The sequence below is a fragment of the Anaerovorax odorimutans DSM 5092 genome, from assembly GCF_000426305.1.
Classification (GTDB): Bacteria; Bacillota; Clostridia; order Peptostreptococcales; family Anaerovoracaceae; genus Anaerovorax; species Anaerovorax odorimutans.
The window spans coordinates 49,544-76,493 of sequence record NZ_AUFC01000016.1 but is presented as its reverse complement, the minus strand read 5'-3'; the positions used below and the strand labels follow the sequence as shown (position 1 = coordinate 76,493).

General features: G+C 30.6%; 29 protein-coding genes. 17 read left to right on the top strand and 12 right to left on the bottom strand.

Features of this window, described 5'->3' with window-relative positions; genetic code table 11:
* Positions 1–47 precede the first annotated feature (47 nt).
* Both K292_RS0107335 and ku read right to left on the bottom strand, forming a co-directional pair.
* Positions 48–263 (bottom strand): ATP dependent DNA ligase, encoded by a 216-nt coding sequence (locus tag K292_RS0107335; protein WP_027399294.1) that lies wholly within the window; start codon positions 261–263, stop codon positions 48–50.
* A gap of 59 nt (positions 264–322) precedes the next feature.
* Entirely contained in the window at positions 323–1,123 is an 801-nt protein-coding gene (gene ku, locus K292_RS0107330) for a non-homologous end joining protein Ku (RefSeq protein WP_027399293.1), read from the bottom strand.
* Between the two features lie 169 nt (positions 1,124–1,292).
* Between ku and K292_RS17825 the strand changes: the two genes are divergently transcribed.
* Positions 1,293–2,705 carry a stalk domain-containing protein gene (locus K292_RS17825; protein WP_027399292.1) on the top strand — a complete coding sequence of 471 codons (1,413 nt, stop codon included), beginning with the start codon at positions 1,293–1,295 and terminating at the stop codon, positions 2,703–2,705.
* A 339-nt stretch (positions 2,706–3,044) separates the two neighbouring features.
* Here the strand turns inward: K292_RS17825 and K292_RS0107320 are convergent, their stop codons facing one another.
* The 4 genes from K292_RS0107320 to K292_RS0107305 form a co-directional block, all read right to left on the bottom strand.
* The gene (locus K292_RS0107320) at positions 3,045–3,518 is read right to left on the bottom strand and encodes a TspO/MBR family protein (RefSeq protein WP_037372769.1); all 474 of its coding nucleotides are present in this window, start codon (positions 3,516–3,518) and stop codon (positions 3,045–3,047) included.
* 81 nt (positions 3,519–3,599) lie between these two features.
* A complete protein-coding gene (locus tag K292_RS18575; RefSeq protein WP_156900496.1) occupies positions 3,600–3,761 on the bottom strand; it encodes a hypothetical protein in 162 nt (53 codons plus the stop codon).
* Positions 3,762–3,831: 70 nt separating this feature from the next.
* The gene (locus K292_RS0107310; protein WP_027399290.1) at positions 3,832–5,148 is read right to left on the bottom strand and encodes a sensor histidine kinase; all 1,317 of its coding nucleotides are present in this window, start codon (positions 5,146–5,148) and stop codon (positions 3,832–3,834) included.
* A complete protein-coding gene (locus tag K292_RS0107305) occupies positions 5,141–5,833 on the bottom strand; it encodes a response regulator transcription factor (RefSeq protein ID WP_027399289.1) in 693 nt (230 codons plus the stop codon). Before K292_RS0107305 ends, K292_RS0107310 begins: the two co-directional genes overlap by 8 nt.
* A 180-nt stretch (positions 5,834–6,013) precedes the next feature.
* On the opposite strand from K292_RS0107305, the gene K292_RS0107300 reads away from it, so the two are divergent.
* On the top strand, positions 6,014–6,439 hold the full coding sequence (locus tag K292_RS0107300; protein WP_027399288.1) for a hypothetical protein: 426 nt from the start codon (positions 6,014–6,016) through the stop codon (positions 6,437–6,439).
* A gap of 94 nt (positions 6,440–6,533) precedes the next feature.
* On the opposite strand, the gene ytaF is transcribed toward K292_RS0107300, so the two are convergent.
* Entirely contained in the window at positions 6,534–7,178 is a 645-nt protein-coding gene (gene ytaF / locus K292_RS0107295; protein WP_027399287.1) for a sporulation membrane protein YtaF, read from the bottom strand.
* A 162-nt stretch (positions 7,179–7,340) separates the two neighbouring features.
* Here ytaF and K292_RS0107290 point away from each other — a divergent pair, with 162 nt between their 5' ends.
* Positions 7,341–7,769 (top strand): DUF3842 family protein, encoded by a 429-nt coding sequence (locus K292_RS0107290; protein WP_027399286.1) that lies wholly within the window; start codon positions 7,341–7,343, stop codon positions 7,767–7,769.
* Positions 7,770–7,882: 113 nt separating this feature from the next.
* Here the strand turns inward: K292_RS0107290 and K292_RS0107285 are convergent, their stop codons facing one another.
* The 3 genes from K292_RS0107285 to K292_RS17820 all read right to left on the bottom strand — a co-directional run bounded on the left by K292_RS0107285 (position 7,883) and on the right by K292_RS17820 (position 11,139).
* Positions 7,883–9,163: a glutamate-5-semialdehyde dehydrogenase gene (locus tag K292_RS0107285; protein ID WP_027399285.1), complete on the bottom strand. Its 1,281-nt coding sequence runs from the start codon at positions 9,161–9,163 to the stop codon at positions 7,883–7,885.
* Positions 9,163–10,077: a metallophosphoesterase family protein gene (locus tag K292_RS0107280; RefSeq protein ID WP_027399284.1), complete on the bottom strand. Its 915-nt coding sequence runs from the start codon at positions 10,075–10,077 to the stop codon at positions 9,163–9,165. Before K292_RS0107280 ends, K292_RS0107285 begins: the two co-directional genes overlap by 1 nt.
* Positions 10,078–10,143: 66 nt before the next feature.
* Positions 10,144–11,139, bottom strand: coding sequence for a ribonuclease H-like domain-containing protein (locus K292_RS17820; protein WP_051280481.1), 996 nt, complete (start codon positions 11,137–11,139; stop codon positions 10,144–10,146).
* A 345-nt stretch (positions 11,140–11,484) separates the two neighbouring features.
* On the opposite strand from K292_RS17820, the gene K292_RS0107270 reads away from it, so the two are divergent.
* The 5 genes from K292_RS0107270 to K292_RS0107250 all read left to right on the top strand — a co-directional run bounded on the left by K292_RS0107270 (position 11,485) and on the right by K292_RS0107250 (position 15,545).
* Positions 11,485–11,745, top strand: coding sequence for a stage V sporulation protein S (locus tag K292_RS0107270; protein ID WP_027399283.1), 261 nt, complete (start codon positions 11,485–11,487; stop codon positions 11,743–11,745).
* A gap of 204 nt (positions 11,746–11,949) precedes the next feature.
* Positions 11,950–13,383: an adenylosuccinate lyase gene (gene purB, locus K292_RS0107265; RefSeq protein WP_027399282.1), complete on the top strand. Its 1,434-nt coding sequence runs from the start codon at positions 11,950–11,952 to the stop codon at positions 13,381–13,383.
* A 2-nt stretch (positions 13,384–13,385) separates the two neighbouring features.
* Positions 13,386–14,183: a glutamate 5-kinase gene (gene proB, locus K292_RS0107260; RefSeq protein ID WP_037372767.1), complete on the top strand. Its 798-nt coding sequence runs from the start codon at positions 13,386–13,388 to the stop codon at positions 14,181–14,183.
* 13 nt (positions 14,184–14,196) lie between these two features.
* Positions 14,197–14,997 carry a pyrroline-5-carboxylate reductase gene (proC, locus tag K292_RS0107255; RefSeq protein WP_027399280.1) on the top strand — a complete coding sequence of 267 codons (801 nt, stop codon included), beginning with the start codon at positions 14,197–14,199 and terminating at the stop codon, positions 14,995–14,997.
* Positions 14,998–15,002: 5 nt separating this feature from the next.
* Complete coding sequence (locus K292_RS0107250) at positions 15,003–15,545, top strand: NUDIX hydrolase (RefSeq protein ID WP_027399279.1); 543 nt, start codon at positions 15,003–15,005, stop codon at positions 15,543–15,545.
* Here K292_RS0107250 and spoIIM read toward each other — a convergent pair.
* Positions 15,511–16,131 (bottom strand): stage II sporulation protein M, encoded by a 621-nt coding sequence (gene spoIIM / locus K292_RS0107245; RefSeq protein WP_027399278.1) that lies wholly within the window; start codon positions 16,129–16,131, stop codon positions 15,511–15,513. The two genes, K292_RS0107250 and spoIIM, sit on opposite strands and share 35 nt — an antisense overlap.
* 249 nt (positions 16,132–16,380) lie before the next feature.
* Here spoIIM and K292_RS0107240 point away from each other — a divergent pair, with 249 nt between their 5' ends.
* Together K292_RS0107240 and rplS are read left to right on the top strand one after the other, a co-directional pair.
* Positions 16,381–17,268, top strand: coding sequence for a site-specific tyrosine recombinase (locus K292_RS0107240; protein WP_027399277.1), 888 nt, complete (start codon positions 16,381–16,383; stop codon positions 17,266–17,268).
* Between the two features lie 188 nt (positions 17,269–17,456).
* A complete protein-coding gene (rplS, locus tag K292_RS0107235) occupies positions 17,457–17,804 on the top strand; it encodes a 50S ribosomal protein L19 (RefSeq protein ID WP_027399276.1) in 348 nt (115 codons plus the stop codon).
* Between the two features lie 174 nt (positions 17,805–17,978).
* Here the strand turns inward: rplS and K292_RS16360 are convergent, their stop codons facing one another.
* Positions 17,979–18,821, bottom strand: a complete 843-nt coding sequence (locus tag K292_RS16360; protein WP_037372765.1) for a hypothetical protein — start codon at positions 18,819–18,821, stop codon at positions 17,979–17,981.
* Positions 18,822–19,116: 295 nt separating this feature from the next.
* Between K292_RS16360 and ylqF the strand changes: the two genes are divergently transcribed.
* The 7 genes from ylqF (at position 19,117) to K292_RS0107200 (ending at position 26,878) form a co-directional block, all read left to right on the top strand.
* The gene (gene ylqF, locus K292_RS16355; protein WP_037372763.1) at positions 19,117–19,962 is read left to right on the top strand and encodes a ribosome biogenesis GTPase YlqF; all 846 of its coding nucleotides are present in this window, start codon (positions 19,117–19,119) and stop codon (positions 19,960–19,962) included.
* The gene (locus tag K292_RS16350) at positions 19,959–20,624 is read left to right on the top strand and encodes a ribonuclease HII (protein ID WP_051280479.1); all 666 of its coding nucleotides are present in this window, start codon (positions 19,959–19,961) and stop codon (positions 20,622–20,624) included. Before ylqF ends, K292_RS16350 begins: the two co-directional genes overlap by 4 nt.
* Positions 20,625–20,640: 16 nt before the next feature.
* Positions 20,641–21,462, top strand: coding sequence for an ATP-dependent sacrificial sulfur transferase LarE (gene larE / locus K292_RS0107220; RefSeq protein ID WP_027399275.1), 822 nt, complete (start codon positions 20,641–20,643; stop codon positions 21,460–21,462).
* A gap of 18 nt (positions 21,463–21,480) precedes the next feature.
* Entirely contained in the window at positions 21,481–22,227 is a 747-nt protein-coding gene (gene larB, locus K292_RS0107215; RefSeq protein WP_027399274.1) for a nickel pincer cofactor biosynthesis protein LarB, read from the top strand.
* A 17-nt stretch (positions 22,228–22,244) separates the two neighbouring features.
* Positions 22,245–23,498, top strand: coding sequence for a nickel pincer cofactor biosynthesis protein LarC (gene larC, locus K292_RS0107210; protein WP_027399273.1), 1,254 nt, complete (start codon positions 22,245–22,247; stop codon positions 23,496–23,498).
* Positions 23,499–23,692: 194 nt separating this feature from the next.
* Entirely contained in the window at positions 23,693–25,516 is a 1,824-nt protein-coding gene (locus K292_RS0107205; RefSeq protein ID WP_027399272.1) for a sensor histidine kinase, read from the top strand.
* Positions 25,517–25,519: 3 nt separating this feature from the next.
* Positions 25,520–26,878, top strand: coding sequence for a sigma-54-dependent transcriptional regulator (locus K292_RS0107200; RefSeq protein WP_037372761.1), 1,359 nt, complete (start codon positions 25,520–25,522; stop codon positions 26,876–26,878).
* Positions 26,879–26,950 lie beyond the last annotated feature (72 nt).

Here is a 26,950-nt window from a genome sequence, read left to right as displayed (position 1 = left end):
AGCAGTAAGTAGACTACTTCTGTTTTTTCCATTTATAAAACTTTTTATTAATTTTTAATTTTACAATCTTTAGTTTCTTTATCACGTCCAAGTCCTTTAAATACTGGCTGTCTTAAAGAAGCGGAAGAAGTTTTTTGCATGTATTTAACCGTACATAAAAGGGTTGGAACAATCCAAGCAACATTTTTATTGTTACTTCTCTTAGGGATATTTAAAAATGGCGGAGATATTTTAATTTTGGAAAATCTAATTAATTTTATCAAAAGGTGAACTCTCTAAGCTTATAAGCAATGATTTAAGATTTTGATTCAAAAATATCCATCTAAGCACCTTGTTTTTTCTTAGTACTTTTTTTCTTTTTAACAGGCGTTGCTTCTTCTATACTTTTTTGCAGAGCTTCCATAAGATCAATAACATTTCCTTTATCTTTTGCTTTTGATGCAATAATTTCTTTTCCTGCAATTTTATCTTCTATTAATTGCTTTAAGCGTACTTGATATTCATCCTTATATAATTTGGGCTCAAAAGGCTTTACCATGGAGTCTATTAATGTTTTTGCCATAGTAAGCTCACTTTCATTTACATCCGGTTTTGTATATGCTTTAGGTATTTCCTTGATTTCATCGGAAAAGAACATCTTTTCAATAAAAATTCCATCTTCAGTTGGGATAATACATAATAATGTTTCGCTGTTTCCCATAACTGTTTTTGCTATGGCAACCTTGTTCTCCTGTTTCATAGCTTCCCGCAGAAGTTCAAAAGCTTTTTCTCCTCCTGTTTCGGGAACCGCATGGTAGGTTTTATCATAGTAAATAGGCTGTATACTTTTTAGATCTGAGAAATGTAAGATTTGAATTGTACGATCTTTTTCTGTTTTGATTTTTTCAAAATCTTCATCTGTTACAATAACATATTTATCTTTATCATATTCAAAGCCTTTTATAATATCGTCAGACGATACTTCTTTACCGCATCCGGCACATACTTTTTTGTATCTTACTCGGCTATTATCTTCTTTACACAACTGATTAAAATGTATATCATTGTCTCTTGTAGCAGTGTATAGTCCTACAGGGATATGAACTAAACCAAAACTTATTGCACCTTTATGTGAGACTGCCATGTATAACACCTCTTTCTTTTTTATTTTATTATGTCCCCAATTTTTTATTAAATTACATTTATAATGTTAATTATGATGGAAAAGTTATTGTTTTATTGTTATGGATGAGGTATTATTTCGTAGTTAAGTATATTGATGATTAAATTCCACAAAATGGATGGCGGTGAAAATGAGAAAATTAATTTCAACTATAATGTCTTTTATTTTTATAATCATATGGACAGCTCCTGTATTTGCTATGGATATAGAAATTGATGGACAGCAAGTAAAATTCAATAATGATTATGAATCTCCATTTGTAGATGAAGCTAATCGTATGCAAGTACCTTTCAGAGCTGTTATGGAACAATTTGGAGCAACTGTGCATTGGGATGAAGAAGGGCAAGTGGCAATTGCAGAAAAAAATGGAATAAGAGTGGAAATCCCTATAGGGAAGAATTATATATATAAAAATTCAGAAATAATTCCCAATGATACAGCAGCGATTATTAAGGATAACAGAACATATCTCCCAATTCGGTGTGTGCTTGAGGCTTTTGGAGCTTCTGTCAGGTGGGATGAGAATAAAGATACTGTTGTAGTTTTAAGTAATGCAGATAATATAATGTATATTCATTTTATTGATGTTGGTCAAGGGGATAGTATTTTTATAGATTACAATGACTTTGAAATATTAATAGACGGAGGTATGAAAAACTCGTCTAAAAAGGTTATAGAGTATATTAAGCCTTATTTAGATGGAGATTTAGATTTAGTATTAGCTACACATGAACATCAAGACCATATCGGAGGTTTGATTGATGTTTTAAAGGCTTATGAAGTAGATGAGATTATAGACAACGGAAGAACAGCATCAACTGATATATACAAGGAATATATTTCTGCAGTTAATTCGGAACCTAATTGTAATTACTTAACTGTGACTGATACGGCAATAGACATGGGAAACAGAGCTTTGTTTAAAATTTTGCCTATGGATAATATTTATGATACACCAAATGAAAACAGCATTGTAAGCTATATAGATTATAATAATGTAAAAGTATTATTTATGGGAGATTTAGAGACAACGGTTGAAAGAGATAATTTAGATAAATTTTTTGATGTTGATGTATTGAAGGTGGGGCACCATGGTTCAAGAACAGCAACTTCACAAGAATTCTTAGATATAGTAAAACCGGAAGTGTCTATTATATCAGCAGGAATTGATAATGATTTTTATCTTCCAAACGAGAATGTGATTTCCCGATTATTGCAAGCAGGCTCATCCTTATATGGAACCTTTAGAAGTGGAGATATTATAATGTCTACTGATGGGACAACATACAGTTTTAATGTCAGCAATAATTTAACTGCAAATGATGCAGGAGCTATTGAAGAGCCATCGCGTATATATACATTAAACAGAGGGACTGTATCAGAAAGAGAAGCAGTATATATCGGAAATATCAAAACTAAAAAATTTCATACTTTAGATTGCAGAGCAGGGGCTAAAATAGCCGACAGGAATGTTGTATTTTTTAAATCCAGAGAGGATGCTGTAAAAGAAGGATATAAACCTTGTAAAATTTGTAATCCATAAAGCAATTCTTTTATTAAAGAAATAAATAATATAAAACGAACACATGTATAAAATATTGGTTATCAATAAGTATAAAATTTCTGTGTATAGAAAAGTAAATGTTTTGTTTAATATTACTATAAACGTTGAAAAATAAGAATTTTATAAAATTATATATCATCTAAATTTATATATGTAAAAATAATACGAGCATTAAAATTAAGGGAAAAACGCTGCTCTAAAATGTTTTGAAACTATAAACTTAAGTTTACATAATAGAAATTAAAAAACAAAATATATTTATAAATAAAAACCCAATTTTGGTATCAAAATTGGGTTTTAAAATTCTTAAAATATTTTCTATTTATTTAATAAGTAAATAGCTAAATTTAAATAACCGGCAAATATTACCCATATCAAATAAGGAATTTGTAAATAAGCGGCCAACTTGTTTATTTTTGAAAAACTTACAATCATTAATATGATAAGAGTAAGTAAAAATAATAACCAAATAAAAGCGAATAAATACATTTGCAAATTAAAGAAAATGATAGACCATAAAAAGTTTACAATTAACTGTGCTACATAAATTTTTAGTGCGGTATTCTTATAAGAAGAATTTGATATATAAATTAAGTAAGCTGAAATACCCATAAGTATAAAAAGAATGGTCCATACTATAGGGAAGACAAAGCTTGGAGGAGAAACAGAAGGTTTTACTATTTCTCCATATAGATTTATATTATTTTTTGTTAACAAGGAGGAAATAAATCCTACTCCTAAACTGATTAAAATACTTGTAAGTAAAGCTTTTGGTTTAAAAATATGTGTCATTATACTTATACCACCTTATAAAATATAATGTATTCTATGGTATTATATTTAAATTTATGCAAGTAATTAAAAAGCATATTATTAAAATTTCTTTTCAATAAACTCATTTTTAGATATAGTTATAAGAGTATCCGACATTTGCCTTGTAATAGATGATAATAAAAAGACTTGTTCTTTTGATAAATGTTTTGATACTGCGATTGCTATAACTGTTATTAAAAAAGTTAGTTTATACGCATTCATAAAATCACCTCATACTAGATTATGAGCAAAAATATATAAGGTGATTCATTTATATAATAACATTAATAACTCACAATTTAAAAATAAACTTTGCACCTTTTTCATATGCATTTTCTGCTGCTAATTTAATACCATGTCTGGTTGCAATTTGTTTTGCAATGGCAAGACCTAATCCTGTCCCTGTTTTATTTTGTTCTGATCGAGATTTATAAAATCTATCGAAAATATAAGGCAAATCATTTTCAGGGATTCCTATTCCATAATCTCTGATGGAAAGTATACTATCTTTTAATACAATTTCAATTACTTCATTTTCCTTAGAAAATTTTATGGCATTGTCTAATATAATTAAAAGCATTTGTCTTAATCTTCCATAATCACCGCATATAGTATAATTTTTATTATCCATTTCTAATTTTATTTTTATGTTTTTCTTTGCAGCTATTTGATTGGCACTTCTTACAGCATCTTCGATTACATGGCAAAAATTAATTTCTTGCATTTCTATGGCAAAGTCAGTATTTTGTAGACGAGATAAATCAAGTAAATCACCAACCAGGAGCTGTAAACTTTTACTTTCATTCAACATTTGAAGATGATATTCTTTTACTTTAATAGGATCTGTTACAACTTCGTCATACAGAGCCTCCAAAGATCCACGTATTACTGTGATAGGTGTTCTCAGTTCGTGTGAAATATTAGCAATAAAATCGGTGCGAAGTTTTTCATTTTTTAATGCTTCAGCAGCTTCTTTACTGATAATAGGATCGGTAAAATTTTTAGATAGCCATAAAGACAGTAAAAATGAAATTATAAGTGCAATAAAAATACTTATTCCAAATATTATAAAACCTTTTTTTATTGCGGAATTAATACCTTCTACAGGTGAATGAAGAAGTACTACACCAATAACTTTATCACCACTTTTTATTGGTGTGCCTACAGTTAAAGTTGGTACTTTAAGTACTTGACTGAAATTTTCACTAAAGGATGTTTCTCCGTTAAAAACCTTATTAATAACAATATCAGCATTTTCTGGAAGATCTTTATAAGTAATTTGATTATAATGTCCGTCTGGTTTGGTAATTAATTGGTAATTTTCATCGATAATCCATACATCAGACATTGCGATATCGTTTATATATTGAAGATAAGCACCATAACCTGCATGACTTCCGTGATTTCCTTGTTTTTCTTGAGTACCTGACATGAAATTAGAGAGGGATTGGGAAATTTCAACAGCTCTCTCTTTTAGATCATTTTTATGCATTTCTATAGTATAATTTTTAAAAAGAATAACGAATAATGTTCCGATAATTAAAGAAAAGACAATTAAGCATACAGCAAAATATAATGCTAATTTGCCTGCAATTTTATTTTTAAACATTTGAATTTACCTCGAATTTATATCCTACTCCCCAAATAGTTTTTATTTCCCAATTAGGATGATCATATTCATCTAATTTTGAACGGAGTCTTTTAATGTGAGAGTCAACAGTACGATTATCACCATAATAATCATACCCCCATAATGTATTTAAAAGGCTATCTCTTGAAAATACTCTGTTTTTGTTAGTTGCAAGAGTCCATAATATTTCAATTTCTTTTTTTGTAAGTAAAATATTTTGTGAGTTTATGGAGGCAGTATATTCATCAAGATTGATTGAAAGATTATCAAATGTAAATATTTGCTGAGTTAATTCTTTCTTTTGATTTATTCTGCGTAAGATTGCTCTTATCCTTGCCATAACTTCAGAAGGTGAGAAGGGTTTTACAATATAATCATCTGCTCCAATATCAAGACCCATGATTTTCTCAAAATCTTCACCTCGTGCGGTAATCATAATAATAGGAACGCTTGAAGTTTTTCTAATTTGTCTGCAAATTTCAAATCCGTCTATTTTAGGCATCATAACATCAAGTAATAAAATATCTGGCTTGTTTTGCTGAAATTTTTTTAAAGCATCCTCACCATCCAATGCAATAATTGAAGTATACCCTTCTTTTTTAACGTATTCTTCTAGAATAGATGTAATTTGTTTATTATCGTCTGCTATTAAAACTGATGGCATATTTTCACCTCATAATCTCAAAATGATTTTTTATTTTATTATAGCAATAACTTATGACAAAATCATGTCTTTGCTAAAAAAATACCACGTTTTTATAAATAAAAAAACATAATTTTGTCATATTTAATTTGTATTATAAGAACATATTAAAAATACTTTTTTAAAAAGGGAGGATATGATATGAAAAATTTAAAAAAAGTTGCATCAATAGGTGCAGTAGTAATGATGATGGGGGTTTCCACTGTGAGTGCATTTGCTGCTTCAGATTATAGTACACCTGCAGAGGCTCTTGCAGGAATAACCGGCAAGTCTTTAGAGGAAGTAGTTTCTGAAAAAATTGAAAGTGGAAAAACATATGGTATGATGGCAAATGATGTAGGCAAATTGGAAGAATTTAAAGAAGCTACAAATAAAGAGTCTTGTGACGGAACCGGTAATGGTTGTTCCGGTGAAGGAGCAGAATGTTGTGGTTTAGGTGAAGGAGCTCAACATATGGGTCAAGGACAAGGTAATGGACAAGGACAGGGACAAGGCAACGGTCAAGGTCAAGGTAATGGTCATGGAGGAGGCAATGGTTTTTGCTATAACCAAAATGCTGATGAGTAATCTTGAAATTTATTAAAATAAAACAATAAGGTAAAACAAATAGATACCATTTAAATGTGGTATCTATTTTATGTTTATATGGTGTATTAAAAAATTAATGAAGTTTTATAAAGGCAAACAGTATTAGAAATATACCACTGAGATATGATAAATTAATAGAAAGTTTTTCAGCTATTTTATTACCTATAAAAAATCCTAATTTAACAGCAATAATACCAAGTAGAAGAGAAAAAACAATTACTTCTAAATAATTTATATTAGATAATGCTGCGCCAAATCCCACTGCAAGACCATCTAACGAAAGAGCGATGGCTAATGACACGGCTTCAAATGGCGATAAGGATCTGGAAAAATCACAATCTGCCTCTTCTGGATCTGCATATATAGTTAATATAAAATTCAATTGGAATAAAGAGAAATTTATCTTTGTATTAATTCCTTTTTTTCTTCTTATATATGTTTTAATAGAACTATCAAACAATTTTATGATTCCTAAAATCAATAAAATTAAAAAACAAATTATGTTTGTTAGTTGGGAAGGGAGAAATGGTCTTATCAGATAGCCTATAAAAAGAGAAAGCATTAGAGTAGAAGTACAGATTATATTAATAATCATAAGTGATAAAAAGGGGATTTTAATTTTATTAGTGCCATAAGCGAAACTGGCTGTAAATGCATCAGTTGTCAATGCTGCTGTAAGTAAAAGAGCCTCTATTGTTGATATAATTGTAATTCCCAAGTTTTTTACACCGCCTTTCAAATTTAATATATCTTATTCTTATGGCAGTAAAAAAGTGAATTGCTTAAGGAAAAGACAGAAAAGTGAAAAAATTGACAAACAGAGTTTTATTCTGTAAAATATTCAAGTTAAAATGAATTACTACAGAAAAGAGGTAATCAAATGAAAATCGCAGTTATAGATGGGCAAGGCGGAGGAATCGGCAGGGCAATTGTTGAAAAATTAAAAGAGTCTTTTCCTAAAGTACAAGTTCTGGCATTAGGAACAAATTCTGTAGCTACAGGACAAATGCTTCGAGCAGGAGCTGATGAAGGTGCCACAGGAGAAAATGCCATTGTCTATAATATGAAATATGTGGATATTGTCGTTGGTGTTATCGCTATTTTAAATGCAAATTCCATGATGGGGGAACTTAGTCCTAAAATGGCTGAAGCCATTGGGGAAAGTATAGCATACAAAGTACTGCTTCCTATTAACAGATGCCATATACATGTAGTAAGCGTAGTTGAAGCACCTCTGGGTGTTCATATAAATAATGCAATACAAGTGATAAAAGAGTATATAGATAATAATGAAAAATTAGAAAAATAGAAGTAATATATAATAATTAATGGTAAGAATCTTTTAATAAATAAATATGAGAAACAAAAAGGCTGATAGATAATACTATCAGTCTTTTTATGATAAATTAGCAAATTCCTGAATTATAAATCTTTAAATTTAAAATGTTTTCTTTCTTCTGCATAATCAGAAACTATATTTCCGTTTCCATAAAGTTTATATTTATATGTTACAAGACCTTCCAGACCTACAGGACCTCTTGCATGAAGTTTTCCTGTACTGATTCCTACTTCTGCTCCAAATCCATATCTAAAGCCATCTGCAAATCTTGTAGAGCAATTTTGATATACACCGGCAGAATCAACAAGAAGCATAAACTTTTCTGCTATATCAGCATTTTCTGTTATTATGCTATCTGTATGGTGAGAACCATATTTGTTTATATGATATATAGCTTCGTCCAAAGAATCTACAATTTTAATTGATATAATATAATCTAGGTATTCAGTTTCAAAGTCTTTTTCATCAGCTATCTGGCAGCAAATAATTTTATTAGTACGATTGCAGCCTTTTATTGTTACCTTTCTGTCTTCTAAAGCAGTTTTTAAATCAGGTAATAATTTATCAGCTACAGCACTGTGAACAAGCAAGGTTTCCACAGTATTGCATGCTGCAACATATTGTGTTTTCGCATCTGTAATGATTGGGATTGCCTTTGATAAATCAGCTTCTTTGTCAACATATACATGACATACACCATCAGCATGTCCCATAACTGGTATTTTAGAATTTTCCATAATATATTGCACAAATTCATTAGAGCCTCGTGGAATAAGTAAGTCAATTGTTTCATGACATTTTAAAAGTTCGTTGATATCAGCTCTGTTTTCTATTAATGTTAAAAACCCTTCAGGAATACCTGCAGAGACACCTGCATCATGTATAATTGTATATAAAATTTTATTTGTATTTGCAGCTTCACTTCCCCCTTTTAGAATTGCACAGTTTCCACTTTTCAAACATAATGTAGCAATTTGCACTAATGCGTCAGGACGTGATTCAAAAATAACACCAATAACCCCTATAGGGCAGGTTACTTTAAATAATTTTAAATCTGTATCTAATTCTCTTTCCAATAATTTGTTGAAGAGGGGATCTGGAAGAGAAATTAAATCATTAATTCCTGTTACAACATCTGCCATTTTATGTTCATCAAATTTAAGTCTTTTAATAATTGGTGCGGCTAAATTGTTTGATATAGCTGCATTTAAATCTAATTGATTTGCTTCTAATATTTTATTAGTATTTTTTATTAATGAATTAGATATAGCTTTTAAAGCTTTGTCTCGTATTTTACATTCCAAGGAAGCCATTTTGAAGCTGTCAGTTTTAATTTTTGATGTGATTTCTTTTATATTACTCATTAGTTAGTCTCCTTTGCTGTATCTCTTTTTTGATATTCAGTAATTGGTTTTGGACCTTTTATTATTGTACGTCTTATGAATAATGTACCATCTTCTTTACTATGCATGTTCCAGCGAACTAAGGAAAACTGACCTTCACAAAGCTCTAGGCATGTAATACCTCTGGGATGCATACAACAACCGGTATTAAAATATGCAGGATCATCTTGATTAGGGAATTTAGGTCTATGGGTATGTCCACAGACTATTATTATATTTCTTTTTAGGTTCCATTTGTTAAAATTCTTCTCTATTCTATGACGCTTTGTAATATTTTTTGCCGGACTTGCAGCATATTTTACTCCTGCGATATGCAAGAAACGCCAAACGTATCTTATTAAGAAATATGAAACACCCCAAAGCTGATCGTTAAATAAATCACCTTGATGTCCATGTACTACAAATATTTCTTGTTTAGTTTTTCTATGAGTTAAAATAAGGGCTTCGTGTACACTAATATTCGGAAACAAATCTTCGTAAACCTCATTAAAATCATCATAAACACGATATAAGTTATTTTTAACATAAGTAGGATCTTTTAATTGTATATTATGATTACCAAACAGCATATACATTCGCCCTGAATTATAAAATTTTTTTAACATATCAAATGTAAATATATGAGAATTACGAATATGTTCGTATTTTTGATGCTCGAGAAGTTCATCTCCATCACCGACTTCTATATATGTGAATCCATTCTGGTAATAATGATTGAGAGCATGATAGTAAATATGTCGGTTTCTTCCAAATTCATCTGATAGACTATTGTCTCCTCTATGAACATCACTGACAAAAACGAACTTTGAGGTATCATCAAAAGGTACAGGAAATGCTTGTTTAAAAACTTTATCTAATCTTGAACTTGTTTTCATTTAATATTACCTTCTTTTGTAAAATAATTTTAATTTATGTTTATATATATATTATAACAAATTTTTTTAAAAACTTTTTATTATTTCTTCTAAAATTAATTTAACGAGACAATTAATTTCTGTATAATAAATAATTTCAGTATCTTTAATCAATAAATAATTACTTTGAAAACCACCATAGTTTTTTAAAACATCGTAATTAATATTGATTTCCTCTAAATCCACAAAAATATGATTATATTCAAAAATGGCTGATATATTTAAATTAAATCTTTTATTTTCATTAGAAAAGTAAGAGTAATAATTATTTTTAAAGCATTTATAATCCATATTAATATTTTTATGTGTTCCGCAAACTTTTATAGAATTTTTAAATAATTCTATTTTATCCACATATATTTTTTTATCTTCATATGTAACAATAAAGCCATTATGAAACATTATTTTATGAAAATCTAATTTCTTAGTAATTTGTAATAATCTTGATAACTGCAATAAATCATCTTTATTATGTAAAAGAATTTTGTTTTTTATGTTTTGATCTTTATTGCATAAATACTCATTATATAGATCAACACTTTCTTTACCGGAAATTTCATCTGTTCTGTCAGACCAAAGACCAATAAAATTTTCGACAGTTTTTTGCTTTAGATTTGGAAGGATTTTTCGCAGATTTGAATATTTATTTATAGCCCAATATAAATCCAAACTTTGTGAATGAGAAAGTTCAAAATCGATTTTATGTTTTTCACATCTCCTTTTAATAAATGGTAAATCAAAATTATTTCCATTATAACTTATCAATAAATCTAAATTCGATAAATCCTTTGTATAAGTTTCAAGGATATATTTTTCTTCTTTTTTTTCATCTGCAAAATATTGTTTTGTTTCAATTCCGTCTGGTGAAGAAACTAGTAAACCTCCCAATATTAAGCTGTTTCTATTGGGATAAAGACCAGTTGTTTCTATATCAAAAACACCTATCTTTAGATCTTTAAAATAGGTGTTAAAGATATTGGAAGTATATAAATTTTCTTTAAAATAATTCGTAATGAGTTCCATGATTTTTACCGCCTTTTAATGATATTTTAACATTGAATAGCGTTACTTTTCAATGCATATATTACTTGTACAAAAAACAAAACAAACTGCAGGGGAGCAGTTTGTTTTGTTCAAAAGGGGTATTGGGATTAGAGATTAATGAGGTTATCAGGGGGATAACCACGTACATATTATAACTAATAACAACAAAAAAATCAAGTATTAGACAAAAAAATTATAATTTTTTTAAAATTGGTGTTTTCTGTCGAAGGATTTATGGATAAAATAATTGAAATTTATGTTACAATACAAAATATAATAAAGCAAATCAAAAGGAATATTTAAAGGATTAGGGAGGTTATAACAATGGAAGTCTTAAAAGTATCAGGAAAGTCAAATCCTAACTCAGTTGCAGGAGCTTTGGCAGGAGTATTAAGGGAAAAAGGGGGAGCCGAAATTCAAGCTATAGGGGCAGGAGCATTAAATCAATCTATTAAAGCTGTGGCCATTGCCAGAGGCTTTGTAGCACCAAGTGGTATTGATTTAATATGCGTTCCTGCATTTACAGATATTCAGATTGAAGGGGAAGAAAGAACGGCAATTAAACTTATTGTTGAACCAAGATAGTATCTTGGAAAATAATAAATTTATTACATAATCGTCCATGAAAAAAGACTGTAAAAATACAGTCTTTTTTCAGTATGTAAGATATTGTTTATTAAGCATGATTGCTTGATTTCAAAGAAAAAACATAGTATAATCTATTGTTATTAATTTGTTTAAAATAATTTTGAATATATTTTTCTCTATAAGCAGAAGGAGGGCACGATAATGAGTAAAGATTTATACGAAAATCCGTTAATTACAAGATATACAAGTAAGGAAATGTCACATATTTTTTCTTCTGATGTTAAATTTTCCACATGGAGAAAACTTTGGATTGCACTTGCTGAAGCAGAAAAGGAACTTGGACTTCCCATTAATGACGAACAGATTGAAGAATTAAAGAAGTTTCAAAACAATATAAATTATGAAGATGCGGAAAAACGAGAAAAAGAAACAAGACATGATGTAATGTCTCATGTATATGCTTATGGACTCCAATGTCCAAAGGCAGCACCTATTATTCATTTAGGTGCAACAAGTGCTTATGTTGGCGATAATACTGATATAATTGTAATGAAGCAAGGTTTAGAATTAGTCAGAGAAAAACTGATTAGTTTAATGAATAATTTAAGTAACTTTGCATTAAAAAATAAGTCAGTTCCTACACTTGGTTTTACTCATTTTCAGGCAGCTCAGCTTACTACTGTAGGCAAAAGAGCAGGACTATGGCTTCAGGACTTCTATTTTGACTATATTGAAATAACAAGATTAATTGAAACTCTGCCCCTTTTAGGAGTAAAAGGAACAACAGGAACCCAGGCAAGCTTTGTTGAACTTTTCGACGGCGATATGGAAAAGGTTAATGACCTAGAAAAACGAGTAATAGAAAAGCTAGGATTTGATAATGTAGTAGCTCTTTCAGGACAAACATATACAAGAAAAATAGATTATATGGTTTTGTCAGCACTTTCAGGAATTGGACAAAGTGCACATAAAATGACAAATGATATTAGATTACTTCAACATCTAAAAGAAGTTGAAGAACCTTTTGAAAGCAAACAAATTGGATCATCAGCTATGGCATATAAGAGAAATCCAATGAGAAGTGAAAGAGTTGCATCTTTAGCAAGATATGCAATGAATTTAGCAGCTAATACGGCTGATACTGCAAGTACCCAATGGTTTGAAAGAACATTAGATGATTCTGCAAACAGGAGAATATCAATACCTCAAAGCTTTATGAGTATTGACGGTATTTTAGATATATGCAGAAATGTTACAGCAGGATTAATTGTACATGAAAAAGTAATCTTGCAGCGTATAATGAGCGAAATACCATTTATGGCCACAGAGAATATCTTAATGGAAGCTGTGAAAAAGGGTGGAAACAGACAAGAACTTCATGAAAGAATAAGAGAACATTCTATGAAGGCAGGCTCAGTAGTAAAAGATGAAGGAAAACCTAATGATTTATTAGAACGAATTGCAAATGATCCCGTATTTGGACTTTCCGTGGAAGATGTAAAAAAATTATTAGATCCAAAAGATTATATTGGAAGATCAGCGGATCAGATAGAACAATTTGTAGAAGAACATATTAGGCCAATAATCACAGAAAATAAGAATTGTATTGGCGGAGAGGTTGATTTAAAGGTTTAGGTATGTGTACATCAAGTGACATAATTAATGATAGTAAAAAAATTGTAATTAAAATAGGCAGCAATGTACTTTCTGATGATAACGGAAATGTAAACAAAGTTGCACTAAAAAATATCATTGAACAAGTAAATGAACTTATTAATCAAGGGAAACAAATTATTATAGTTTCTTCAGGTGCAGGAATTTGTGGTGTAGGAGCTATAAATAAATGGAGTAGAAGAGGGGATATTAATTACAAGCAGGCTCTTTGCTCTATTGGTCAGGTAGAGTTGATGATGGCTTATAAGGAGTATTTTGCAGAATTTGATATTCATGTGGGACAGATGCTTCTTACAAGAGAAGACTTCGGAGATCATACTAGAAATTTAAACATTCGAAATGCTTTGTTTACTTTAGTGGATGAAGGTGTAGTTCCCATTATAAATGAAAACGATTGTGTAAGTGTTGAAGAAATTAAAATTGGAGATAATGATACTTTAGGTGCATTGACAGCAAGCCTTTGGAATGCGGATCTGCTGATTATTTTAAGTGATATTGACGGAGTCTTCGATAAAAATCCTAAGGATCATGAAGATGCAAAACTTATAACCATTGTTTCTGACATAGATAAATTATTGAATGAAATAGAATGTTGTGGAAAAAGCAGCTTTGGAACAGGAGGAATTGTAACAAAGATCGGAGCTGCTAAAAAAGTAAATGAATACGGTATTCCAATGCTGCTTCTTAATGGAAAGAAAAGGGACATTATTAAGAATGTGGCTGAGAACCTGGAGTGCGGAACTGTTTTTTTCAAAGTATAATTGGAGGTACAGAATGAAACTAGGATTTATTGGTACCGGTAATATGGGCGGTGCTATAATAAAAGGGTATATTAAAGCAAATCCATTAAATGCAAAAGAAGTATATGCTTTTGATAAAAATGAAGAGAAGCTTTCGAATATGGTAACAGAGCTTGGCCTTAATCCATGTAAAAGTATTAATGAGTTAGTAAAATGCAGTGATGTAATAGTTATTGCAGTAAAACCCAATGTATATGAAGTTGTATTACCAGAATTAAAATCTGCTTTATCTAATAACAAGATTGTAGTTTCTATGGCAGCAGGTATGAGTATTAATTTTATAGAAAGTTTTCTTGGAAGCGATGCAAAAATTATTAGAATTATGCCAAATACACCAGCTATGGTAAATGAAAGCATGACGGCAGTATGTAAGAACCAAAATGTTACAGATAAGGAGTTTTCTCCAGTATTTGAAATCTTTAAAACTATAGGAAAAGCAGAAGTTATTTCAGAAGATATGATTCATACAATAATTGGTATTTCAGGAAGCAGCCCTGCATATGCATATATGTTTATTGAAGCATTGATAGATGGAGCTGTAAAAAATGGAATGACAAAAGAGCAGGCTACAGTTTTTGCTGCGCAGTCGGTTTTAGGTGCGTCAAAGATGGTTTTAGAAACAGATATTGACCCTGTTCAACTTAGAATTAATGTATGTTCTCCGGGAGGAACAACAATAGAGGCTGTAAATGTTTTAAAAGAAAGTGATTTTCATGAAAATATAGTAAATGCAATGGAAGCAGCTATAGAAAAGTCAAAGATAATGACGAGGTGATAGAAATGGTATTTGAAGAAAAGACAATTTCCAGTGAAAGAATTTATGAAGGAACAATTTTTAATGTTCGTAAGGACAAAGTAACTGTAAAAGATAATAAAACTTCATATAGAGAAATTGTTGAACATAACGGCGGTGTAGCTATAGCGGCTATAAATGAAGAGGGAAAGCTTTTATTAGTAAAGCAATTCCGAAAAGCCGCAGAAAAAGTTGTTTTGGAGGTTCCGGCAGGAAAGATTGAAAAGGGAGAAGAATCTGATCAAGGAATAACTGCATTAAGAGAGCTAAAGGAAGAGACTGGTTATACAGCAGGAAATATAGAGTTTATGACATCTTTTTATTCTTCCATTGGATACTCTACAGAGATTATATATATCTATTTTGCTACAGATTTAACACCTGGTGAAACAGATTTTGATGAAAATGAAGCTATAGAAACATATGCATACGATATTGATGAACTTTTAAACATGATTAAAGAAGGAAAAATTCAAGATGGTAAAACTATTACAGCTATCCTATTAGCTTCGTTAAAATTGGGCAAATAAATGATTCTACAAAACAACCTGTTAAAATTACTAAAGCAATTATAATATTTAAAAAAGCATAAGGGCCTGAGCTGCTTGCTAGGCTCTTTTTTATTCCGGTTTTACGATTGGAAAGAATGTAAAAAGCCATGCTTAAAGAAACGACTGTAGCAACTAAGAACGCTGGAATGAGTATTAAGTTCTGAGGAATCATAGAAGTAAATATAAAAGCTATACCTTTAAAAGACAGACTTTCTATTAACAGGGCAGCTGAAAAACCAAGAGTAGCACCTTTATATGTTAAAGCGGCAATTGCTATGGGAAAGCCAATGGCACTGAGCCCGGAACATATTATTACTAAAAAAATACCCAGATTGCTTCCCGCAGATTTCATAAATATATTTGTAAATGCATCATTGTTCATATTTTCTAAAAGAAAATATTGATTAAAATAAGAAATAGCGTTTCCTTTTTCAACTGAACTCATCATAAGTTCTGTGAAAACACCTGCGGATATTCCTATTATAAAAAAGAATATTGAAACAATAAAATATTTTCCATTGTTTACAATAGAATCTGTAGAATTGTTAAAAATAAACCTTTTCATAATTTATTTTGTATAGATGTGCATAACATCAATACTTTCCTTTCTTAAAATTTTTAGTGTAATTAATTGATTTCATTTAAATAATACTTCTTTTTAAAATATGTACAAGAAGACTGATTTATGACGAAAAGTATAAACGATATATAAATAAAAAATATAAAGAACATAAAAATTATTATTGTAAACACAAAATTCATAATATATACTTATTTATAGTTTTTAATTTATTTGAAACAAATGGAGATGAAAATGAATAACTACATTAACGAATTTATACAATATAGTAAAAAAGAAAAACATTTAGCAGAGAATTCCTTGCAGGCATATAAAAGAGATTTAGTTGAATTTTTAAATATTATGGATGAAAAACAAATTTTTGATCTTAGAGATGTTAAAAATACTGCGGTTGTAGCATATTTGCTGAAATTAAAAAACGATGGTAAATCAGCTGCTACAGTAAACAGAAAAATAGCTTCTCTAAGGTCTTTTTATAATTTTATGTTAATGCAAAAGCATATGTCTGAAAATCCAACAAATAATATTAAATCTCCTAAAATAGAAAGAAAAACTATTGAATATTTATCATTTGAAGAAATTGACAGACTTTTGGCTCAACCGGACAAGTCAGTTAAGGGAGTAAGAGACAGGGCGATTTTAGAATTGCTTTATGCCACAGGTATAAGAGTAAGCGAAATTATTTATACTAATGTTGAAGATATTAATTTAAGGATGGGATTTGTAACTTGTACAGGAGAGCATGGCAAAGCTAGAATCATTCCTATGGGGCGTCCTGCACGAGCTGCTCTTGAAGAATATATTTACGAAACTAGAGCAAAGCTACTTAAAAACGAAAACAGCGAAGAAAAGGCATTGCTTTTAAATTATTATGGAGAGAGGATGACAAGGCAGGGGCTTTGGAAGCTTTTAAAGGATTATGCAAAGATTGCAGGTATAGATAAACTAACTCCTCAGACTTTGAGAAATTCATTTGCAGTACATATGATACAAAACGGAGCAGATTTAAAATCATTACAGGAATTATTAGGACATGAAGATTTAGCTGCAACTCAAATTTATTTATCAGTATCAAAAAATCGAATAAAAGATGTTTATGATAAATCACATCCAAGAGCATAAATACATAATAACAGAATAAAAGATATTAATATATGAGAATAAACGGTCATAACATCAAATTGTACTTGCCTTAGAATCTAAGTTATGTTAAAATATTGAATGTTATTACGGGCGGTCCGCTGATGGCAGTATGATATTATACGTTTGAGCATCAAGAACGTCTTGGGAGAGAGGAGGAAATAACGACAATGGATGTAATTAAAATGATTGAACAGGAATATGTAAAATCAGATATTCCAAAGTTTAATGTAGGTGATACACTTAAAGTACACATTAAGATTAAAGAAGGATCAAGAGAAAGAATTCAGATTTTTGAAGGATTTGTACTTAAAAAGCAGAATGGTGGTTTAGGAGAAACTTTTACAGTTAGAAGAATTGCTTCTGGAGTAGGAGTTGAAAAGACATTCCCTATTCACTCACCTAGAATTGATAAAATCGAAGTAGTTAGACAAGGTGATGTTAGAAGAGCTAAGCTTAACTATATGAGAGAAAGAACTGGTAAAGCTGCGAAGATTAAATCTAAGGAATCAATTTAGGAAACAGATGTGAACTTAGCAGGCCTCCAATAAAGATATTTACTAAAGTCATATTTATTTCATATGACAGCTAAACGGTTAGCGGTAAATTATCTTTATTGGGGGATTTTTTATGTTGGTAATTGTCAAGGCTTAAATTGGATGGTCTTACATATGACCCTTGTATTTATTATTTTACCTTAGTATAGAGCTTTCATTTTTCATTGAAGCTAATAATAATTGTAAAGAATTCGTATTTTCATTATCAACAGATGTATTGCTATTATTCTGTGATGTGGTTTGATTCAGCTGATACTTTTCATAACCATATCCTTTTTTATCAAGAACATCATATATCCTTTTAAGTCCATCATTTAGTGTCTGGCTTACTTTTCTTGTTGCTTCTGATACTCTGTCTATCTCGGAGTAAATATCAGATGTGGAAGCATCAATTTGCCAATTTTTATCACTCATTTCAGAAAATTTATTTTGCCCCAATACTTTATTAATTGTATGATCAAAGGAATCCGCTTTGTATGAATCCCATTTATTTAATTTGTTACAGCTGTTTTTTAAATATTCTTCACGAGCCTGCTTTGTTGTTGTCAATAAATTTAAGATATCATTCATAGTAGTATCATCGGGCAGATCTGTGTTGCCGTTTAAGATATCTTGATAATTCTGAATATCTTGATCAAAACTTATAAGTTGTTCTTTAAAAGTATTTAATTCATCTTCATGGAAATTGGCATCCCTAGAATAAAGGTTTAGAATAGCTGCGTAATATTCTAATATTTCTGGTTCTATTTCATCTAAATTTTCAGATTCTTGTATTTTTGTATAAGTGTCAGTTTTAATATTCTGCATTTTAGTCTGAAATTCATACTCTGAACCATTCTGTTGAGTATCCATGACTTTATTGGCAATTTTATTCAGCATATTATTTAAAGGCTTTTGAATACTCAATTGCCTATTATTAAGCATATTAGGTTTATTTTGTTGAAATATGCTCGTAAATTTTGATGTATCTATATTCATATTTATTCACCCCTTCTTTATTATATCGGAAAATATTTTTATTTTTTAATACTATGTTGAAGTATTTTTCATACGTATATATGTCAATACAAGATAATTTAATCTTTTTTACTAATGGCGTTTCTGTTTTTTTATGGTAAATATTATTTGAGTAGTGGCAAGGTCACTTTTTTATTGTTATAATTAATAAGAAACCGATGATACTAAAATTTAATGAAATATAAAAAATCTATTGATATTTATCAGTATTAGATTCTTAAATTTTTATTTTAAGTAACTACGCAAAGGAGAAGCTATGGAAAATATTAACTGGTACCCGGGACATATGAAAAAGACAAGAGAGTTAATACAGGAAAGTCTTAAAATGGTAGATGCGGTAATTGAAGTTATCGATGCACGTATTCCTATTTCCAGTCGTAATCCTATTATTGATGAACTTGTGAAAAATAAAAAGAGAATTATAATTTTAAATAAAAATGATCTAGCTGATATTAAAACAAATAATTTATGGATAGAGCATTTTAAAGAGTTAGGTTATTATGTACTATCTATGAATTGCATGTCCGGAAGCGGAGTACAGCAGTTACTTAAGCTTCTTACATCAATACAAAACAAAAAAAATGAAGGAAATATTCGTAAAAAGCCTCTTAGAATGATGATTGTTGGAGTACCCAATGTTGGAAAATCTTCTTTGATTAACAGACTAACAAAAAAGAAAAGTACAAAGACAGGGAATAAACCGGGAGTTACTAAAGGTAAACAGTGGATAAATTTAGGCAATGATATGCAGCTTTTAGACACACCGGGAATTTTATGGCCTAAATTTGAAGACCCTAAAGCAGGTTTAAACTTGGCTTTTTGTGGATCTATAAAAGATGAGGTTTTAGATATAGCTACTTTGGCGCTGGAGTTAATTACTGTTTTGCAAAAAGAATATCCTAATCTTTTAATGGAAAGATATAAACTGGAAGAATTAGGAGAACTTCCTTTAGATACTATGGAAAAAATAGCAAAAAAACGTGGCTTTATTCAATCAGGCAATAAAATTGATTATGAGAGAACAGGGAGAACAGTAATGGATGAATTCAGAGCCGGTATGATAGGTAGCATTTCCTTGGAAAGACCTAAGGTAAAAGAATGACAAAAGAAGAAAAATTATATAAGAAATTGGTAGATATGAAAGTCTTTGAAGAAGAATTATATTCAAAAGGAATTAATTATATTGCTGGGGTTGATGAAGTGGGAAGAGGACCGTTAGCAGGCCCTGTTGTGGCAGCGGCAGTTATTTTACCTAAAGATTTTCATGTATTGGGTATTGATGATTCAAAAAAGCTTTCAGAAAAAAAGAGAGAGTTGTTATATGACCAAATAATAGATAATTCTATTTGTTATGGCATTGGAATTATTGATAATTTGATAATAGATGAAATTAATATACTTGAAGCAACAAAAATAGCAATGAAAGACGCTATAGAGCAGGTAAACTCAAAAATAAATAAAATATATACTTTAAGTATAGAACATATTTTAATAGATGCGCTTACTTTAAAAGATATGAGTATTGCTCAGACGGGTATTATAAAAGGAGATACAAAGAGTGTTTCAATTGCAGCTGCCTCAATTCTAGCTAAAGTGACAAGGGATAGAATGATGCAGGAATATCATAAAGAATTTCCTTATTATGCCTTTGATAAAAACAAAGGTTATGGAACAAAAGCCCATTATAAAGGATTAGATGAATTTGGCATATGCAAGTTACATAGAATGACATTTTTAAAAAAATACTTAAGAAAATCATTATAGTTTAAGGATAAGAAGTATGGACAAACTAAAAAAATTAGAAGAGATAATAAAAAAATATAAGAAGTTTGCAATAGCTTTTTCAGGTGGTGTAGACAGTACCTTTTTACTTTATTTTGCCCATGAAATACTAAAAGATAATGTAACAGCCATAACAGTAAATTCCCCGGCTTTTTCAAAGGAAGAGATAAAAGAGGCAGATGAATTTTGTAAAAAACAAGGTATTTATCATATAAAGGTTGACATATCATTGGAAGAACTTGATGGATTTAGTGAAAATACAGTAAATCGGTGCTATAATTGTAAAAAGAGTATATTTACAATACTGCAAAAGACTGCTTGTAGGAATGGCATAAGTATTGTAGCCGACGGAACTAATGCAGATGATACATATGATTACAGACCCGGAATAAAGGCTTTGGAAGAAATGGGCATTGTAAGTCCATTAAGAGAAGCTTACTTAACAAAGGAAGAAATCAGAAAAGCATTGAAGGACAGGGGCCTCTCAGTCTGGAATAAACCTGCATACGCTTGTCTTGCAACAAGGATACCTTATGGAGAAGAAATTACTTTAGAAAGATTAGAAAGAATAGGAATTATAGAAGAAGAACTTCATAGATTAGGGTTTTTACAAGTAAGAGTAAGGGATCACGGGAATGTTGCCAGAATTGAGGTTTTACCTGAGGATAGAGAGAAATTTTTTAGTATTGATTTAATGAATAAAGTTAATAAAATTGCTTTGGATAACGGTTTTAAATACGCAGCATTAGATTTAGCTGGATATAAAATGGGAAATTTGAATATAGATATAAAAAATTATAATATTGTTACACATAGATAAAATTAATGGAGATTAAAGATGGACAATGCTTATTTAGAGAAAATTTTGAATCAAGTAGCGACAGGAGAAACATTACCGAAAGAGGCCATGGAAAAATTAAAAGATTTACCCTTTCAGGATTTAGAATTTGTAAAAATTGATCAGCATAGAAATTTAAGAACAGGATATCCGGAGGTTATTTTTTGTCAAGGTAAGACTAAAGAGCAAGTAACCCAAATTATAGAGAAAATGATGAGGAATAATTCAAATATTATAGCAACAAGAGCTTCAAAAGAAATCTTTGATAAAGTAAAAGAGGTAGCAGAAGATGCTTTTTATTATGAAATCCCCAAAGTGATAGTCGTAAAAAAGCAGGAAATAAAGACTAATAACAAGGTTATTGCAGTGGTAACTGCGGGAACTGCGGATATACCTGTAGCAGAAGAGGCAGCTGTTACTGCTGAAATTATAGGAAATAAAGTTGAAAGAATATATGATGTGGGCGTAGCAGGAATTCATAGACTGTTTGCTAGGATTGATAAAATCAGAAGTGCAAATGTAGTAATTGTTGTTGCAGGAATGGAAGGTGCTTTAGCCAGCGTTGTTGGAGGACTTGTGGATAAACCGGTTATTGCAGTTCCTACTAGTATAGGGTATGGAGCTTCTTTTGGTGGAATTTCTGCATTACTTACAATGCTTAACAGCTGTGCTGCAGGAGTTGGAGTTGTAAATATTGATAATGGATTCGGAGCAGGATATCTGGCATCTAATATTAATAGATTGTAATAAAAGAGGGGATAATTATGGAAAAAATTTTGTACTTTGATTGCTTTGCAGGAATAAGCGGCGATATGACTATTGCTGCATTAGTAGATTTAGGATTGGATGAAAAAAAGGTAATAGAAGAAATAAAAAAGCTGGGAGTAAGAGGATATGAGATTGAAATTAAAAAAGTAAATAGATTTTCAATTTCAGGAACAGATGTAAAAGTTGTTTTAAATGGCGACATAAATTGCGAACATTATCATCATGACCATAGTAACGATGAACAAAATAATAATCACCACCACCATCATCATAATAACAGGGAACGAAGTTTAACAGATATAAGTCATATTATAAACAGCAGTGATATTTCTGAGAATTCAAAAAAAATAGCAATTGAAATTTTTACAGAAATTGCCAAGGCAGAAGCAGTGGTTCATGGCAAAAGCTTAGGTGAAGTACATTTTCATGAAGTGGGCGCAGTTGATTCTATTGTTGATATTGTAGGGACTGCCATTTGTATTGACATGCTTGGAGTTGATGAAATAGTCTGCTCGCCTGTACATGATGGTCAGGGTTTTGTTGATTGTCAGCATGGTAGATTACCCATTCCTGTACCTGCAGTAGTTCAAATGATGAAAGACAGTGGAATAACAGTAATTACGGAAGATGTTCAGGCAGAACTTGTTACCCCTACAGGCTTTGGTATATTAAAAACATTAAAAGAGAGTTGCGGAAAAATGCCTCCAATGCAGGTGGAAAAAGTCGGATATGGTTTCGGGAAAACAGAAACAGGTAGATTAAATGCACTTAGGGTAGTTCTTGGATATGGAGATAAAGATATAATAAGTAATTACGGAGATGTTAAAGATGATAAAGTCTTAATAATGGAAACAAATATAGATGACTGTTCGTCTGAGGTTCTCGGCTATGTCTTTGATAAACTTATGGATGCAGGTGCATTAGACGTTTATTTTATACCAATTCACATGAAGAAAAATAGACCGGGAGTGATACTTAGTGTAATATGCAAAAAAGAAGATTCAGAAAAGTTATCAGCTATAATTTTTTCCGAAACGGGAACTCTAGGAATTAGGGTTAATGAAACAAACAGAATGGTATTAGACAGAGATATTAGAATAATATCAACATCCTTTGGCCCTATAAGAGCAAAAGTTTCTAAGATGAATGGCAAAGATAAATTCAAACCGGAGCTTGATGATTGTGTAAAAATTGCAAAAGAATTAGGATTACCTTTAAAAGAAGTTATTTCAATTATTAACAGTCGTTAATTAGCTTTAAGGTAAGATAATATAAATATCTGAATGTTATCTGTAAATATATTATAATTAACAGTATTATAAACCAGGTAAAACTGATATCTTAATTACTATATATTCGTTGCTCTAATTAACAGCAATGTAATATATTTTATCTTATTTCAGTTTAATCATTAATAGTACCATTTATTAGAAAGGTATTTAATATGTTTAGATCTATTCAAACAAGAACCATGTTTTTTCTTGTTGCATTAGCAGTAAGTTTACTGATAGTAATAAGCTATATACTTGTAGCAGGGGTCGAAAATGTTGGAAAAAATATGAAAGAAGCAGCACTTGAAGAGCGAACTATCTTACTTTCACAACTTATTAAATCCAACTTTGATTCTGGTGAAAAAGTATCTCCAGAAGAATGTTATGCTTATATTTCAACTAACAGTGGTTTATCTGAAGACGCATTAGATTTAACATTTTTGATTAATAAATCAGGAGATACCATAGGTTATAATGATGAAGAGAAACCCTATAATTTAAACTACAGAGGACAGAGTCAACAACAATATATATATAAAAACGGGCAAGATTATATCGTTGGATTATGTTCATTAAGCAAGATCTCCGGACTTGAGGATTGGTTTGTATGCTCAGAAGAAAACTTCCCAATGGCTTTTGGCAATATTAATAATATTAAAACTATTGTAATAACTTTAATTACTTTGTTTTTATTCATATTATGGCAGATATCAAAGAAACTTACCTATTCCATTACAAACCCTATTAAAGCTTTATCTATTGCGGCTGCACAAATTGCAGAGGGTGATATAAGTCATGAAATTGTAACTAAAAATAAAGATGAACTTTCTGATATTGCTCAGTCCTTTAATACTATGCTGAATAATTTAAAATCTACTATGCGGCAGGTTCTTGCAAAATCTGGTGAGGCAGCTTCTATGCAGGAAATTATGGAATATGTGGAACAGGCTTATGATAATTTGCCAGGTGGAATTATCAGTATTAACAATATTGGTGAGATTACCACATTTAATGAAGTGGCAGAAGAGCTAATGGGACTTAAGGCGGAGGAAGTCCTTGGTTTAGATATTAAAAACCCTATACCAAAGGAAATCAAGCCTATAATTGAGGCATTAAGAAGATGTTTGGCAAAAGGAAGCTTACAGTTAAAAACCCTTGCAGAAATTTATAATATTGAAGGAGTAAAAATTCCTATTTTATATAGCATTAATATTCAGTTTGGTTTAAAAAATGAAGTTATCGGTGCAGTATGCGTTTTTAGAAGAATTCAAGATATAGAACGTTTTGAGGAAAGTACAAATCGTGCCAAGAATCTTGAATCCTTGGGAGAAATGTCAGCAAGTCTTGCACATGAAATAAAGAATCCTCTTACCAGTATAAGAGGATATGCTCAGCTTGTAGATCTTGAATTATCTGAAAAAGGTATGGATCTTGATGAACTTGATATCATCATGCATGAAACAGATAGACTGACACTTATGTTAGATAGATTTTTAAACTTTGCAAGACCAAAAATGCCTGAACTTAAAGAGGTTGATTTAAGAGAGCTTGTAACATATGTAATTAATTTAACTAAGACAGATTTACCTAAAAATATTAGAATAAATACTACTTTTAAGGATATTCCCCATGTAATGTTAGATGCAGAATTGTTTGAACCGGTTATTTTAAATTTAATTCTTAATGCCACTCAAGCTATGCCAGATGGGGGAACTATTGATATAAGAACAGGTTACAGTTATCAGAGAAAAATGGTTTATCTTGAAATCAGAGATAATGGCATAGGAATTCCTATTGAAATGTCAGAAAAAATATTTCAGCCATTCTTTACCACAAAAGATACGGGAGTTGGAATGGGATTAGCTATTTCGTCCAGAATGGTAGAAGCTCATAAGGGTATTTTAGAGGTGGAAAGTGTTGTGGGTGAAATGACGAAATTCACCATATTGCTGCAAGCTGTTGAATCAACCCATCCAAAGGAAGCGCAGGAGGAATAATTAATGGAACAAACAAATATACTGGTTGTTGATGATGAGTTAAATGTACGACAGCTGTTAAGTAAAATCCTTTCTAAGGAAGGGTATCGCGTATATACTGCCTGTGATGGTATGGAAGGTTTAGAATTATTTCAGACAACTAACATTGACATTATTATAAGTGATATAAAAATGCCGAAAATGAATGGTATTGAATTTTTACATAAGGTTAAAGAAATTGAACCTGATGTTGGTTTTATACTCATAACAGCCTTTGCTACCACTGAAACAGCAATTGATGCCTTAAAAAGTGGTGCTCAGGATTATGTCACAAAACCCTTTGACTTTTCAGAAATCCTTACAGCTGTTAAAAAGCTTACTATTTCAGGTCATCATGGATATAATTACTTATCAAACCAAAACAATTCTCGTGAAGGATTCAAAGAAAAAAGTAAAAGTCCTAAAATGCAGAAAATTTTAAAAATGGCTAAGCAGGTTGCAGGTACCAGTGCAACAGTTCTTCTTACAGGTGAAACAGGAACGGGTAAAGAGGTTATTTCCTCTGCTATTCATCGTTGGAGTTCTCGATGTGATAATCCCCTTATAAAGGTAAATTGCGGTGCAATACCGGATAATTTATTGGAAAGTGAGCTTTTTGGATATGAAAAGGGTGCTTTTACCGGAGCAGTATCCTCAAAGCCTGGCCGATTTGAATTTGCCGATACAGGCACTATTTTTCTTGACGAAATTGGAGATATATCTCCTTCACTGCAAGTTAAATTATTAAGAGTACTTCAGGAAAAATCCTTTGAAAGGCTTGGAGGTTTAAAAAGTATTGTAACGGATGTACGCATTATAGCTGCAACAAATAAAAATCTGTTAAAAGAAGTAAAAAAGGGGAATTTTAGAGAAGATTTATATTATAGACTTAATGTTGTTCCTATTCATCTTCCTCCTTTAAGGGAACGTCATGAAGATATTGAAGATTTAATCAATTATTTTCTTGAAAGTTCAGCAAATATTTCAGGTATTAATAAACCTAAGATAATGGATAATGATGCATTGGAATGTTTAAAGAGATATAATTGGCCGGGCAATATTAGGGAATTAGAAAATATAATAGAACGCTGTGTAGTTATATCTTCAGGATCAAGGATTAATATTGATTGCTTACCTGTTGAAATACGCGAAAGTGACAAAAACTATGTTGATTTTGATGATGGGGAACCATTATTAAATACAGCAATTGATACAAAGGAGAAAGAAGTAATACAAAAAGCGCTGCAAGAATGTAACGGAAATAAAACAAAGGCAGCCTTGGCATTAGGCATAAGCAGAAGATCTCTTCACAGAAAGCTTCAAAAATATGAAATGATTGATTAATTATAAAATCTAAGGTATAACACGAAATGTATAACATTTTTAAGAGAAATAAAAAACAGTGCTAATTGAAAT